This is a genomic window from Luteimonas mephitis DSM 12574, from assembly GCF_000422305.1.
GTDB classification, from domain to species: Bacteria; Pseudomonadota; Gammaproteobacteria; order Xanthomonadales; family Xanthomonadaceae; genus Luteimonas; species Luteimonas mephitis.
In genome coordinates this window covers 465,489-477,957 of record NZ_AULN01000013.1, presented here as the reverse complement: position 1 = coordinate 477,957, position 12,469 = coordinate 465,489, and the positions used below count along the sequence as shown (strand labels likewise).

14 protein-coding genes are annotated in these 12,469 nt (G+C 70.5%); 6 read left to right on the top strand and 8 right to left on the bottom strand.

Going from position 1 to position 12,469, the window contains the following annotated elements:
• Positions 1 to 41: 41 nt before the first annotated feature.
• The gene (locus tag H570_RS0104720; RefSeq protein WP_027079737.1) at positions 42 to 683 is read left to right on the top strand and encodes an OmpW/AlkL family protein; all 642 of its coding nucleotides are present in this window, start codon (positions 42 to 44) and stop codon (positions 681 to 683) included.
• Between the two features lie 91 nt (positions 684 to 774).
• Here the strand turns inward: H570_RS0104720 and H570_RS0104715 are convergent, their stop codons facing one another.
• Both H570_RS0104715 and H570_RS0104710 read right to left on the bottom strand, forming a co-directional pair.
• On the bottom strand, positions 775 to 1,650 hold the full coding sequence (locus tag H570_RS0104715; protein WP_027079736.1) for a hypothetical protein: 876 nt from the start codon (positions 1,648 to 1,650) through the stop codon (positions 775 to 777).
• Between the two features lie 84 nt (positions 1,651 to 1,734).
• Entirely contained in the window at positions 1,735 to 2,592 is an 858-nt protein-coding gene (locus tag H570_RS0104710; RefSeq protein WP_051176137.1) for a DMT family transporter, read from the bottom strand.
• A 407-nt stretch (positions 2,593 to 2,999) separates the two neighbouring features.
• Here H570_RS0104710 and H570_RS0104705 point away from each other — a divergent pair, with 407 nt between their 5' ends.
• Together H570_RS0104705 and H570_RS0104700 are read left to right on the top strand one after the other, a co-directional pair.
• A complete protein-coding gene (locus H570_RS0104705) occupies positions 3,000 to 3,482 on the top strand; it encodes a YajQ family cyclic di-GMP-binding protein (protein ID WP_027079734.1) in 483 nt (160 codons plus the stop codon).
• Between the two features lie 42 nt (positions 3,483 to 3,524).
• Positions 3,525 to 4,085 carry a DUF1415 domain-containing protein gene (locus H570_RS0104700; RefSeq protein ID WP_036135094.1) on the top strand — a complete coding sequence of 187 codons (561 nt, stop codon included), beginning with the start codon at positions 3,525 to 3,527 and terminating at the stop codon, positions 4,083 to 4,085.
• Between the two features lie 103 nt (positions 4,086 to 4,188).
• On the opposite strand, the gene H570_RS0104695 is transcribed toward H570_RS0104700, so the two are convergent.
• On the bottom strand, positions 4,189 to 4,890 hold the full coding sequence (locus tag H570_RS0104695; RefSeq protein ID WP_027079732.1) for a pseudouridine synthase: 702 nt from the start codon (positions 4,888 to 4,890) through the stop codon (positions 4,189 to 4,191).
• The gene (locus tag H570_RS0104690; protein WP_027079731.1) at positions 4,887 to 5,951 is read right to left on the bottom strand and encodes a class I SAM-dependent methyltransferase; all 1,065 of its coding nucleotides are present in this window, start codon (positions 5,949 to 5,951) and stop codon (positions 4,887 to 4,889) included. The genes H570_RS0104695 and H570_RS0104690 overlap by 4 nt, the downstream gene beginning before the upstream one ends.
• Positions 5,952 to 6,101: 150 nt before the next feature.
• Here H570_RS0104690 and H570_RS0104685 point away from each other — a divergent pair, with 150 nt between their 5' ends.
• Positions 6,102 to 6,362 carry a hypothetical protein gene (locus H570_RS0104685; protein WP_027079730.1) on the top strand — a complete coding sequence of 87 codons (261 nt, stop codon included), beginning with the start codon at positions 6,102 to 6,104 and terminating at the stop codon, positions 6,360 to 6,362.
• A 19-nt stretch (positions 6,363 to 6,381) separates the two neighbouring features.
• On the opposite strand, the gene H570_RS0104680 is transcribed toward H570_RS0104685, so the two are convergent.
• Positions 6,382 to 6,921, bottom strand: coding sequence for a hypothetical protein (locus H570_RS0104680; protein WP_027079729.1), 540 nt, complete (start codon positions 6,919 to 6,921; stop codon positions 6,382 to 6,384).
• Positions 6,918 to 7,526, bottom strand: a complete 609-nt coding sequence (locus H570_RS0104675) for an RNA polymerase sigma factor (protein ID WP_425411542.1) — start codon at positions 7,524 to 7,526, stop codon at positions 6,918 to 6,920. The genes H570_RS0104680 and H570_RS0104675 overlap by 4 nt, the downstream gene beginning before the upstream one ends.
• A gap of 152 nt (positions 7,527 to 7,678) precedes the next feature.
• Here H570_RS0104675 and H570_RS0104670 point away from each other — a divergent pair, with 152 nt between their 5' ends.
• Together H570_RS0104670 and H570_RS0104665 are read left to right on the top strand one after the other, a co-directional pair.
• Positions 7,679 to 8,005: a DUF6249 domain-containing protein gene (locus H570_RS0104670; RefSeq protein WP_027079727.1), complete on the top strand. Its 327-nt coding sequence runs from the start codon at positions 7,679 to 7,681 to the stop codon at positions 8,003 to 8,005.
• A 169-nt stretch (positions 8,006 to 8,174) separates the two neighbouring features.
• A complete protein-coding gene (locus tag H570_RS0104665; RefSeq protein WP_211219075.1) occupies positions 8,175 to 9,053 on the top strand; it encodes an aspartyl protease family protein in 879 nt (292 codons plus the stop codon).
• Between the two features lie 57 nt (positions 9,054 to 9,110).
• Here the strand turns inward: H570_RS0104665 and H570_RS18090 are convergent, their stop codons facing one another.
• Both H570_RS18090 and H570_RS0104655 read right to left on the bottom strand, forming a co-directional pair.
• Entirely contained in the window at positions 9,111 to 11,639 is a 2,529-nt protein-coding gene (locus tag H570_RS18090; RefSeq protein ID WP_027079725.1) for an ABC transporter permease, read from the bottom strand.
• Positions 11,636 to 12,337: an ABC transporter ATP-binding protein gene (locus tag H570_RS0104655; RefSeq protein WP_027079724.1), complete on the bottom strand. Its 702-nt coding sequence runs from the start codon at positions 12,335 to 12,337 to the stop codon at positions 11,636 to 11,638. Before H570_RS0104655 ends, H570_RS18090 begins: the two co-directional genes overlap by 4 nt.
• Between the last annotated feature and the right edge of the window lie 132 nt (positions 12,338 to 12,469).

Below are 12,469 nucleotides of genomic sequence, written 5' to 3'. Positions count from 1 at the left end.
CTCTCCCGGGGGCATAGAACAATCAACGAGGAGACTCCCCCATGTTGTCCATTCGCACACTGACCCTGGCCCTTGCCGCCACCGCCGCGTTCGCACCCGCCGCATTCGCGCAGGACGGCTCGGGCGACACCGCCGCCGGCAAGCGCTTCAGCGTGGTCGGTGGCTATTCGCTCACCGAACCGACCCGCAATCCCGTCGTCGACGGCCAGCTGACCAAGGCCGAAGGCGAAGGCACGCCGACGCTCAGCGCGGCGTGGAACATCACCGACAACATCTCGGTCGAAGCCTGGGGCGCGGACAAGGCCGGCTACCGCGTGTCCACCGGCGGCAACAAAACCGCCAGCATCGACGGGCAGGCGTACTCGCTCAGCGGCCAGTACCACTTCGGCGCGGCCGACAACACGTTCCGCCCGTTCGTGGGCCTGGGCTACCACGAGACCAACTACAGCAACGAGAAGGCGGCCGACACCGGCGCGCTCGCCGGCAACCGCATCGGCGTGGAAACCGCCAAGGGCGCGGTGGCGACGATCGGCGTGGACGTCAACATCAACCCCACTTGGTTCGCCCGCGCCGACGCGCGCTACTTCGACGGCGACGGCGATATCAAGGTCAACGGCGTGAAGGCGGGCACCACCGAGTTCAATCCGGTGATGGTCGGCGTCGGCATCGGCGCGCGCTTCTGATCGCGCGCGCGGCGCTGCCGCGCATCCGCTGCAACACGGCAGGACGGGCTTCGGCCCGTCCTGCCTTTTTTTTCAGCGCGCTTTCGATCGATCAATCGCCGACGATGCGCAGCCCGAACGTCAGCGACGCCTCGGGGATGTAACGAGCGCTGCCGCTGACATCCAGGCGGATCGTCATCGGCTTGCGGAACACCTCCCGCGCCTGGGCCTCGGTCAGGCCGTACATGTCGACAAGGCTGCGCCTGGTCAGGAAGCCGGCGATGCAGACGTTCGAGTCGCGCAGGCTTTCGTATCGCTGCTCGAATCCCAGCAACGTCGCATGGAACTGCTCGCTCGAACTCATGGCCGTGCTCAGGCGGCCGTCGAAGGGCAGGCCGGTACCCGGATCCACCAGCGAGGGATCGCGCAGCACTTCGCTCTCGATCGTCAACCCCGGCCGATAACGCAGTTGTGCAGTCACCGGCTCCGCGCCCGGATTCTCGTAGGCAAGCCCCAGGAGCGGCGAGAACCAGTAGCACAGCAGCGAATGCGCGGCGTTGCCCGGCAAGGTGATGCTGGCGGTGTCCTGGAAGCTGAAGAAGGTCGTCTGCCCGGGCGAAGTCTGCTGGCAGTGCGCACCCGCGCGCTGGTACTCGGGCAGCGAGCAGTCCTCGCTCAGGTAGATGTCGGCCTGGGTCACGCCCAGCCATTTCAGCGGACGACCGAACGAGTCGGGATCGCCCACGTCCTTCCGGGTGGGTGTCCCTGGCGCCGGAGGCAGGGGAGGAAGTGGAATTGGAATCCCGACCGGCGGCCGCGCCGTGTCCGGCGTGGCTGGCGACAGCGACTGCGGGCGATCCGTCGCGGCCGCGGCGGTGTGCGGGGTCGAAAGGACACGCTGCAGGGACGGCTGCGCCGCATAGGCGACCAGCGAGGCGAGTGCGGCGGACAGGGCGCCGATGGCGAGGTAACGACGTGGCTTGCGCATGGGAAGCGACTCCGGGGATGGGGGACCCTGGAGGATTCGTGAAAACCGGCGTGCGACTGACAGCCCGGGCTCAGGCCGTCAGGCTCAGGGATGCTCGACCGGTTGCCCGTGCTCCACGTTGCGCACGCGCTCGCGCCGGATCATGTACAGCCCGCTGGCAATGATGATTCCCGCCCCGACCCAGGTCATGCCGTCGGGCAACACCTGCCACAGCGCCAGGTCGAGCATCACGCCCCAGACCAGCGCGGTGTACTCGAGCGGCGCGATCATCGACGCCTCGCCGCGGCGGAACGCCTCGGTCAGCAGCACCTGCGCCAGCGTCCCGACCACGCCGATGCCCGCGATCACCCACCCGTGCCGTGCCTGGATCGGCATCCACTCGTGCCACGACAGCGCGCCGCCGCCAACCACCAGGATCACCATCAGCCAGAACACCATCGCCTGGGTGCTGTCGCGCTGCGCCAGCAGGCGCACGGTGATCGCCGAGGCGGCGTAGCACACAGCCGCCAGCAGGATCGCCAGCCCGCCCAGCGTCATCATCCCCTGCCCGGTCGGGCGCAGCACCACCAGCACGCCGATCAGCCCGACGAAGATCGCTGCCCAGCGCCGCGGCCCGACCTTCTCGCGCAGGATCGGCACCGCCATCGCCGTGACCAGCAGCGGCGCGACGAATGTGATCGCGTAGACCGTCGACAGCGGCAGCGTACGCAGTCCGTAGACGAAGCCGGCCATCATCGCCACGCCGAGCACGCCGCGCAGCAGGTGCAGCGGCCAGTGCACGCGCAGCAGCCCGCGCACGCCAACCGAGGCCATGGACCACGCCAGCACCAGCGGCAGCGCCGAGGCGCCGCGCAGGGTGGCGACCTGCATCGCCGGATAGTGCGGCGACAGCAGCTTGAGGCCTGCGTCCATCAGCGCGAACAGCGCCACTGCGACCAGCATGTACAGCGCGGGGCCGGCGCGCCGCGTGCTGCCGGCTGGCGGAAGGAGGGAGGAAGGGTGCGACATCGTGCGACGTTGCCCGCGCGACACCGCGCGCGCAAGTGCGATCAGTGCGGCCGGCACGGGCCTGCGATGCCGATCACGCACCGACGGCGCGCGTCGCCACGCGGGAGGCCCGCCCGCCGGCCACTGCCGCACCGGCTCGCCCGGCCTCGACCAAGAACGGTGCCAACGGCGGGATCGCGACGGGCGTCAACGCAGGCGGGAGACTCGGGCACGGGCGCTCCATGGGCGCGGGGGAGCGCGCATGTTGCGCCGGTTCCGGCGCTGCCGCGCCGGGCTGCGCGCAACAGACCGTGCCATACATGCGCTAACCTGCACCGTCCCACTTCGCACCAGAAACCGCCATGCCTTCCTTCGATATCGTGTCCGAAGTCGACACCCACGAGCTCACCAACGCCGTCGACCAGGCCAACCGCGAACTGACCACCCGCTTCGACTTCAAGGGCGTGGAGGCCAGCTTCGAGCGCAACGACAACATCATCAACCAGTCGGCGCCCAGCGAGTTCCAGCTGCAGCAGATGACCGACATCCTGCGCGCGCGGCTGGCAGCGCGGAAGATCGACGCCCGCTGCCTCGAGTTCGGCGACGTCGAGACCAACCTGGCCGGCGCGCGGCAGAAGGTCACCGTGCGCCAGGGCATCGAGCGCGAACTGGCGAAGAAGATCCAGGGCGCGATCAAGGACGCCAAGCTCAAGGTCGACAGCCAGATCAACGGCGACAAGCTGCGCGTCACCGGCAAGAAGCGCGACGACCTGCAGGCCGCAATGGCGCTGCTGCGCGCGCAGGAGTTCGATCTGCCGCTGCAGTTCGACAACTTCCGCGACTGACCGCCTTTGCAGGAGCGGCGGAAGCCGCTGAGGGCCGCTGCAATGACCGACCCCATCGCCGACACCCGCCGCTGGATCGAGCGCGCCGTCATCGGCCTGAACCTGTGCCCGTTCGCCAAGACCGTGGTCGCCAAGGCACAGGTGCGCTACGTGCTCAGCGACGCGACCACGCCCGAAGCGCTGCTGGAGACCCTCGGCGAGGAGTTGCTGCGGCTGCGCGACACGCCGGCGGACGAGATCGACACGACGCTGATCGTCCACCCACGGGTGCTGGCCGACTTCCTCGACTACAACGATTTCCTCGACGACGCGGACGCGCTGGTCGAGCAGCTGGGGCTGAATGGCGAGCTGCAGGTCGCCAGCTTCCATCCGCAGTACCAGTTCGCCGGCAGCGCGCCGGACGACATCGCCAATGCCACCAACCGTTCGCCCTGGCCCACCCTGCACCTGCTGCGCGAGGACAGCGTGGCGCGCGCGGTAGCGGCGTTCCCGGATCCGGATGCGATCGTCGAGCGCAACATCGCCACTTTGGAGAAGCTGGGGCGCGCAGGCTGGGAGCAATTGACAGGCGGCGGCACGCCGGAAAACGACAAAGACGCATGAAGGCAGCGGATCTCGCCCTGTAGGAGCGCCCCATGGGCGCGATGGGTTCGTCGATCGGCGGCATGCCCATCGCGCCCATGGGGCGCTCCTACGGCGGACGTCTTTATTGTTGGAACAGCTGCTCCCACTCTCCCGGCCCGAGCGTGCGCCACGCGCCCTCGGCCAGTCCGCCCAGCGCCAACCCGCCAACGTGGCTGCGATGCAGCGCTTCGACGTGGTTGCCGACCGCCGCGAACATCCGTCGCACCTGGTGGTAGCGGCCCTCGTGCAGGGTCAGCCGCGCGCGCGCCGGCGACAGCGCTTCGAGTTCTGCAGGCAGCAGCGGTGTCTTCTCCGATTCGAGCATCAGCGTGCCGCTGGCGAAGATCGCGGCCTCGTCGCCGCGCAGCGGCTGCGCCAGCGTCGCCTCGTAGACCTTGGGAAGCTTCGACTTCGGCGAGATGATCCGGTGCAACAGCGCGCCGTCGTCGGTCAGCAGCAGCAGGCCGCTGGTGTCGCGGTCCAGGCGTCCGACCGTGGACAACTGCGGCGAGCGGCGCGCGAAGCGCGGCGGCAGCAGGTCGTAGACGAGCCGCCCGCGATCTTTCGTCGAGCAGGTGTAGCCGACCGGCTTGTGCAGCATCAAGAGCAGGCCAGCCGGCGGGTCGAGCGGTTCGCCGTCGATGCGCACGTCGGCGTGCGCCGGCTCGTCGTCCGTGTACAGCACCTCGCCGTGCGCGTCGGTGACGCGGCCTTCGCGGATCATCGCGGTGACGTCGCGGCGGCTGCCGTAGCCGAGGTTGGCGATGGTCCGCAGCAGCTTCATCGCGCAGCGCCCGTCGTCGTGCGGCCGGCCTTCACCGCCTCGACGATCTTGAAACCGTCCCGCTGCGCGACCAGCCGGGTGCTGCCGAAGCTGGCATCGAGCACCGATTCGTAGGGCAGGTGGCGGTTGGCGACCAGCAACAGGCGCCCGCCGGGCTTGAGCGCGTCGGCGGCCACGGCAATGAAACGCCGGCCGATATCCGGGCGCGCCGCGTTGCCCTGGGCGTGGAACGGTGGATTGCTGACGATCACATCGAAGCGCTGCGACAGCCCCGCGGTCACGTCGTGCCAGTGGAACGCCAGGGCGGCGCGCCCGGCGAACGGCGCGAGGTTCACCCGCGCCAGTTCCAGCGCGCGCGCCTCGGCTTCGTACAGGTCGAGCGCGGTGATCCCCGGGCAGCGCTGCAGCAGCTCCACCGACAGGTAGCCCCAGCCGGCGCCGAGATCGGCGGCGTGGCCGTGCAGGTCGCCCGGCAGGTGCTCGGCCAGCAGCGCGGATGCGGCATCGATGCGATCCCAGGCGAACACGCCAGGACGACTGCTGAAGCGGCCACCGGCGATCGGCCGCGGCGAATCCAGCGCGCGCCACTGCGCGGCGAGCGCCACGTCGCCACCGGCCGCGCCCGGCCGGGTCCAGAACACCCGGCACTTGTGCTTGGAGCGCGACACCAGCGGCCCGGCGATGCGGGCCAGGTCGGCCTCGTGCGATTTCGCGCCGGCGTCGTTGGCGGCGCTGGCGACGATGACGCCGCCGGGCTGCAGGCGCGCCAGCGCGGCGGCGAACAGCGCGCGCGCCTCGCCGCGCTGCCGCGGCGGCAGCACCAGCACCAGCGGGTAGCGCGCCTCGTCCGGCGCACGCACTTCGAAGCCGGACCGCTGCAGCGCGTCGGCATCGGGCCGGAAGCCCTGCTCGCAGACCAGCCCCGGCAGCGCGCGCTCATGCAGCGGCCAGCCGTCGCGCGCACGCAGGAACAGCGCGCCTTCGCCGGGCCAGGCCAGCGTGCCGTCGGCGAAGGGAAGCATCAGCGCCTGCAGGGCGGGGTCGGCTTGCGTTGCGGCCATCGGTGTCGCGCAATCCAGCGAGAACGAAAGCGCAATTCTAGTGCGCGCCGGCGCGTCACGGTGCCGGCGCAATCCGAATGCCGGCTTCATCGACAACGAACGCGGCGGCCGGCACGATGGCCACATCATCCCAGCACACCGGAGTCAGCGATGCGCGCACTTTTCGTCGGCGGAACCGTGGACAACAGCGAACTGAACATCGACGGCACCGAGCCGCCGCTGAACTACCCGCCCAGCACCGGCAGCGGGCAATCGCGCTACCGCCTGCACCATGTCGGAAAGCAGGGCGACAGCGCGGTCTATGCGGTATACGGCGCGCCGGACCTGGCCGATGCCGAGGTCCGGCGGATCAGCGAGGAACGCGGCTACGCGCGCCGCTTCGGCGCCAGCAGCGTGGACACGGTGTCGTAGCGACGCCGGCGGCGCGCGCTCAGGCCGGGCGCGTGCCGTCGTGGCCAGCCCGGCGACGCAGCCACTCGAACGACCACGACAGCCCGAGGCATCCGGCCAGCAGCACCGTCCATTCCACGCCCTGCACGCCGATCGCCGCCTGCAACTGCGCGGACACGCTGGCGCCATAGACCAGCCCCGCCGCCAGCGCGCACAGCGCGAACACGGCCACGAGCGCGCGCAGCAGCGCCTGTTCGAACGCGCCCGACTGCGACAGCAAGCGCGGCCGCATGCCTTCCGGAACCGGAACCGGAATCGGCGCCGGCACCGGCGCCTCGGCGATGCGCGCGACGCGGGCGGCGAAATCCACTGGCAGCTCGACCCGGGGCGGATGGCGCAGGGCCGCGGCGATGCGGCGATACGCGGCGTCGGCGGCGTCCGGCGATGCCGTGCTCGTGGCGTCGCGCACCTGTTGCCGCGCGCGCTCCTGCGCGGCCCACTCCTGCGCTTCCGGTTCGCGTGCATCGCGCGCCATGCCGGGTGTGTCCTGGCCGGGCGTGCCCTGATCCGGCGTGTTCATGCGCTCACTCCGATGTTCGGTTCCAGCAGCGCTCGCAGTTGCCGGCGGCTGCGGAACAGGTGGCTCTTGATGGTGCCTTCGGCGATCCCGGTGATGCGTGAAATCTCCGGGATCGGCAGCTCCTCCAGGTGGTACAGCGTCAGCAGCGTGCGCTGCAGCGGCGGCAGCGCTTCGATCGCCGCGTGCAGGTGGCGGTTGATGTCGTCGTCGGCAATGGAAGCCTCCAGGTCATGGCAGTCGCCCACCGCCTCGGCCAGCGACAGGCCGTCACCGTCGATCGCTTCGGCCAGCGGGATGCGCCTGCGCTCGAGATGGCGCTTGGCCACGGAGTACGCCACCTGCGCGATCCACGACTTGAGCGGCGCATCGAAGCGGTACTGGTGCAGGTAGCGGTGCACGCGCAGGAAGGTGTCCTGGCACAGCTCGCGGGTGTCCTCCGGGTGCCGAACCATGCGCTGGATCACGTGCCAGCACAGCCCCTGGTGGTCGCGCACCAGCTGCTCGAACGCCCCCGGCATGCCGGCGAGCACGGCTTCGACCAGCGCGCGCGCTTCCGGCGCCGCGTCCGCGGCCGGGTCGATGGGTCGGGCTGCCTGCATGACCATGGAGATACGCCGGGCGCACCCACGGTTGCAAGCACCATGGGGCCTGCAACCGCCGGGCATGGACGACATCGGGCCAGCCCCGTTGCAACCGCAGGCCGCACGGCCGTATCCAAGGTCCGCACAAGCCCCGACACCCACCCGGAAACCCCGCCATGAACTTCGAGATCCTGATTCCCATCACCCTGTTCATCTGCATCGCCTATGCGATCAAGGCCGTCGTAGATGCGCGCGTGCGCCGGCAGATGGTCGAATCCAACGGCTCCGAAGCCCTGGTGCAATCGATCCTCGAAGGCGAGGAACTGCGCCGCCGTCACGGTTCGCTGCGCTGGGGCATCGTGCTGGTGGCGCTGGCCGCCGGCTTCGCCATCGTCCAGGGCAGCGGTTGGACCGAGCCCAACGCCGGCACGTTCGCCGTGCTGCTCGCCGCGGTGGGATTTGGCAACCTTGCCTACTACCTTGCCAGCCGTCGTTTGAAGTAGTCGCCACGCGGCGCGCATGGCCGCAGGCGACATCCGTTCCACGCAAACGCGCGTGGAACGCGCATGCCGAAACGCCGCGCCCGCACTGACCACGCGACGGCACGCGCGGGCATCCACGACAACATCCGGGAAAACCATGTTGCCGAGCCGTGACAGATCGCCGATCAGCATGATCGCGCCGCTGATCCTGGTTGCAGTCGCGTTGCCTGGCACGGGCCGCGCCCATGCCGCCACGGCTCGGCCAGATGCCTGCGACCTGGTCGATATCCCTGCAGCCGAAGTCTTGATGCGCGTGCCGTTCGAGGTCGTGGACGGGCGCATCTACGTGCAGGCAAGGGTCAACGGGCGCGGCCCCATGAGGTTCGGCGTCGACACCGGCGCAAGCGGAATGGCCCGGGCGGACGCAAGCCTGGCCTCCTCGCTGGGCCTGGCAGTCAAGGGACAGACGACCACCTCCGACGGCGTGCAGACCGCGAAGGTCGACATGGTCCATCTCGACTCGGTGCAGATCGGCGGCCTGGCCCGGCGGAACCTCGACGTCATCACCCGGGATTACGGCAGCAGCATGTCGCCTGGCGCCACGTTCTCCGGGATCATCGCGCGGGAATTCTTCGGCGATGGCGTGCTGGTCATCGATTATCCGGATCGGACGCTGTCGTTCAGCCGGACGCGTGCGCTGTCGCCTGCACAGGAGAACGTGCTCACCTATGCGCGCGCGTTCCGCATCCCGGTTTCCATTGGCGAACTGAGGACCGAAGGCAACCTGGATACCGGCGCCAACGTGACCTTCGTTCTTCCCCGGGCCCTCTACGAGAAGGTCGCCGCCAACCCGCTGGAGCAGGCCGGGCGCGGCCAGCTCATGAATGGCGGAATCAAGACCGGGCGCTCGACGATTCCCGGGCCCTTCCGAATCGGCAGCGCCACGCTTTCCAACGTCGAGGTGCGTGTCTCGGATGACTATCCCGAGCTTCTCGTCGGGGCACATGCACTCCAGGACCTTGTCCTGGTGATCGACCAGCGATCAAGCAGCATTGCGATCTGCGAATGACGCTTCCGCACCCGGAGGCGTGGTCCGGGCGCACGGTCCAACCCCTGGAGGCTCGCCTCAGCCGTCGATCTCGCGCAGCGTCACCGACGGCGGCGCGTCGACCACGCGGCGCGTGGCGAACAAGCCGGCCGCAAGCGCCGCGGCCATGCCCAGCGCGCCGCCGGCCGCGGCCATCGCCCAGTTCGGCTGCCACGGCAGGTCGAAGACTTCGCGCGCGACCACGCCCGACAGCACCGACGCCGCGATCGCCGCGACCAGCCCGGCCAGCAATCCGATCGCCGCGAACTCCGAGGCCTGTGCCAGCCGCAGCTGGCCGCGGCTGGCACCGAGCACGCGCATCACGCCGCCCTCCTGCAGTCGCTCGTCCTGGCTGGCGCCGACCGCGGCCAGCAGCACCAGCACCCCGGCGGCGAACGCGAACCAGAACACCACCTGGACCACGGTCGAGACCTGGTCGCCGATCGAGCGCACCTGCTTGAGCACCACGTCGATGTCGATCACCGACAGGTTCGGGAAGCGCTGCACCAGTCCTGCGGTGAAGCGCGGCTTCGATACCGGCACGCTGACCGCGGTGATGTAGCTGGCCGGGTAGCCATCGAGCGCGCCGGGCGAGGCGAGCACGAAGAAGTTGGGCCGGAAGCTTTCCCAGTCGATGCTGCGCAGGCTGGTGATGCGCCCCGTGAATCGCTGGCCGGCGATGTCGAACGTGATGCGGTCGCCAAGCTTCCAGCCCAGCGACGCGGCGAATTTTTCTTCGACCGACAGCTCCGGCCGTGCCGGGCGCGTCGTGCGCCAGAACTTGCCGGCAACCACCTTGTTGTCGTCGCGCAGCGCGTCGGCGAACGAGAGGTTGAACTCGCGCTCGGCGCGTCGCTGCGCCTGCCGCGCGTCGCCGCCCTCGGCCTCGACGCGTTCGGCCACGCTCTCGCCGCGCGCCGGCGTTCCGTTGCGCTCAATCAGCCGCGCGCGAACCATCGGTACCAGCGTCGGCGCGGCCAATCCCTGCGCGGCGATGAAGTCGCGCACCGGCTGCACCTGGTCGGACTGCACGTTGATGATGAAGCGGTTGGGCGCGTCCTGGGCGAGCGACAGCTGCCAGCGATCGAGCAGGTCGGTGCGCACGAAGGTCAGCAGCAGCAGCGCCATCAGTCCCAGCCCGAGCGCGGTCACCTGGGCGATGGACGAACCGGCGCGGCGGCTCACGTTGGCCAGCCCGTAACGCAGCGCGCCGCGCAGGCGCGCGCGCATCCGCCGCACCAGCGCGATCATGGCCCACGCCAGCAGCGCCAGCGCGCCGAGGGTGGCGCCGATGCCCAGCAGCATCGCGCCGCCGAGCGTGGCCGAGCCCGCCTTCCACCACACCAGCGCGGCCAGCCCGGCGAATCCCGAGAGCAGCACCGCCCACGCGGCCGGTTCGGCGCGGTCGAGGTCGCGCCGCAGCACGCGCAGCGCCGACACCCGGCGCAGCGCCAGCACCGGCGGCGCGGCGAAGGCCAGCAGCACGACCATGCCCACCGCCAGCCCCTGCAGCGCCGGCAGCCAGCCCGCGGGCGGAATCGACAGGCCAAGCGCCTGCGCCAGCCACGCGCCCACCGCCCACTGCAGGACGAACGCGATCGCCACGCCCAGCGCGGATGCGGACAATCCCAGCAGCAGCATTTCGCCGACGTGGATGCCCACCAGCGTGCGCTGGCTTGCGCCGAGGCAGCGCATCACCGCCGCGCCCGACAGGTGGCGCTCGCCGTGGCGGCGCGCGGCCATCGCCACCGCGACCGCGGCCAGCACCACCGACACCAGCGCGGCCAGGCCGAGGAAGCGGCCGGCGCGGTCGAGCGCGGAGCGGATTTCCGGACGCGCGTCGGCGATGGTTTCCAGTCGCTGGCCGCGCCCGAGCGAAGCCTTCGCGACGCCGGTGAATCGTTCCACCGCCGCGGCATCGCCGGCCACCACCAGCCGGTAACGGATGCGGCTGCCTTCCTGCACCAGCCCGGTCGCGGGCAGGTCGGCAAGGTTGAGGAAGACCCTGGGCGCGACGTTGAAGTAGTCCATCGCCGCGTCGGGTTCCTGCACCACCAGCGCGGCGAGCGTCAGCCGCGATTGCCCGATCGACACCGCATCACCGGGGCGTGCACCGAGCTGGTCGGCGCCGGCACGGCTCATCCACAGCGTGCCGGGCGCGGGAATGCCGCCGGCGTCGTGTTCGCCGCGCACATCGTCGACCACGAAGCGGCCGCGCAGCGGGAAGCCTTCGCCCAGCGCGCGCAGGTCGCCGAGGCGCAGGTTGGCGTCGGCACCCTCGCCGACGCGGATCATGCTCTGGAACTCGACCGTCTCGGTGTGTGCGAGGCCCGGCGCCATCGCCGCCTCGCGCAGCGCGCCGGAGATCGGCTGGTCGCCGCGCAGCACCGCGTCGCCGCCCAGCAGGCGGTTGGCCTCGATCGCCAGCGCGCGCTCGGCGCGGTCGGTGACGAAGCCGATCGCGGTCACCGCGACCACCGCCAGGGTCAGCGCGGCGATCAGGATGCGGATGTCGCCGGAAGCAAGGTCGCGGCGCAGCTGCCGCCATGCCAGCCGAGGCAGCTTCATGCGCCCACCAGCCGGCCGCCGTCCAGCCGCAGCACGCGGCTGCAGCGCGCGGCGAGGTGTTCGTCGTGGGTGACCAGCACCAACGTGGTGCCGGCCTCCATGTTCATCGCGAACAGCAGCTCGATCACCGCCTCGCCGGTGTGCGTGTCGAGATTGCCGGTGGGTTCGTCGGCCAGCAGCAGCGACGGCCCGGTGACGAAGGCGCGCGCCAGCGCCACGCGTTGCTGTTCGCCGCCGGACAGCTGGCGCGGGTAGTGCGCGAGCCGCTCGGCCAGCCCGACCTTGGCCAGCGTCGCGCGCGCCGGGCCTTCCGCATCGGCGTCGCCGCGCAGCTCCAGCGGCAGCATCACGTTCTCCAGGGCGGTGAGGGACGGCAGCAGCTGGAAGCTCTGGAACACGAAGCCCACCTTGTCCGCGCGCACCTTCGCGCGCCCGTCTTCGTCCAGCGCCGACATCGGCGCGCCGTCGAGTCGCACCTCGCCGCTGCTGGGCACGTCGAGCCCGGCCATCAGCGACAGCAGCGTGCTCTTGCCCGAACCGGATGCACCGACGATGGCGACGCTGTCGCCGGATGCGATGGAAAAGCCGATGTCCTCGAGGATCGTCAGCTCGCCCGAGGGCAGCGGCACGCGCTTGCCGAGGTTGGCGACATCGAGGGCGGTGCGGCTCTGCGTTGCGGGGGAGGCGGCGTCGGGCATGGAAGATCCGGATCGGTTGGCGGGAAAGGGGGCGACAGCCGCATCCATGCGCCATGAGGCAATTGTGCCCGGGCCGGCCTTGAACCGGCGGGGACAGGTCGCCATCACTACCGGGGTGCGGGCATCGCTGGT

Excerpts from the sequence above, each read along its gene's own strand:
- H570_RS0104720 (WP_027079737.1), top strand. The coding sequence starts at position 42 with ATGTTGTCCATTCGCACACTGACCCTGGCCCTTGCCGCCACCGCCGCG.
- H570_RS0104715 (WP_027079736.1), bottom strand. The coding sequence starts at position 1,650 with ATGCGCAAGCCACGTCGTTACCTCGCCATCGGCGCCCTGTCCGCCGCA.
- H570_RS0104710 (WP_051176137.1), bottom strand. The coding sequence starts at position 2,592 with ATGCTGGTCGCAGTGGCGCTGTTCGCGCTGATGGACGCAGGCCTCAAG.
- H570_RS0104705 (WP_027079734.1), top strand. The coding sequence starts at position 3,000 with ATGCCTTCCTTCGATATCGTGTCCGAAGTCGACACCCACGAGCTCACC.
- H570_RS0104700 (WP_036135094.1), top strand. The coding sequence starts at position 3,525 with ATGACCGACCCCATCGCCGACACCCGCCGCTGGATCGAGCGCGCCGTC.
- H570_RS0104695 (WP_027079732.1), bottom strand. The coding sequence starts at position 4,890 with ATGAAGCTGCTGCGGACCATCGCCAACCTCGGCTACGGCAGCCGCCGC.
- H570_RS0104690 (WP_027079731.1), bottom strand. The coding sequence starts at position 5,951 with ATGGCCGCAACGCAAGCCGACCCCGCCCTGCAGGCGCTGATGCTTCCC.
- H570_RS0104685 (WP_027079730.1), top strand. The coding sequence starts at position 6,102 with ATGCGCGCACTTTTCGTCGGCGGAACCGTGGACAACAGCGAACTGAAC.
- H570_RS0104680 (WP_027079729.1), bottom strand. The coding sequence starts at position 6,921 with ATGAACACGCCGGATCAGGGCACGCCCGGCCAGGACACACCCGGCATG.
- H570_RS0104675 (WP_425411542.1), bottom strand. The coding sequence starts at position 7,526 with ATGGTCATGCAGGCAGCCCGACCCATCGACCCGGCCGCGGACGCGGCG.
- H570_RS0104670 (WP_027079727.1), top strand. The coding sequence starts at position 7,679 with ATGAACTTCGAGATCCTGATTCCCATCACCCTGTTCATCTGCATCGCC.
- H570_RS0104665 (WP_211219075.1), top strand. The coding sequence starts at position 8,175 with ATGATCGCGCCGCTGATCCTGGTTGCAGTCGCGTTGCCTGGCACGGGC.
- H570_RS18090 (WP_027079725.1), bottom strand. The coding sequence starts at position 11,639 with ATGAAGCTGCCTCGGCTGGCATGGCGGCAGCTGCGCCGCGACCTTGCT.
- H570_RS0104655 (WP_027079724.1), bottom strand. The coding sequence starts at position 12,337 with ATGCCCGACGCCGCCTCCCCCGCAACGCAGAGCCGCACCGCCCTCGAT.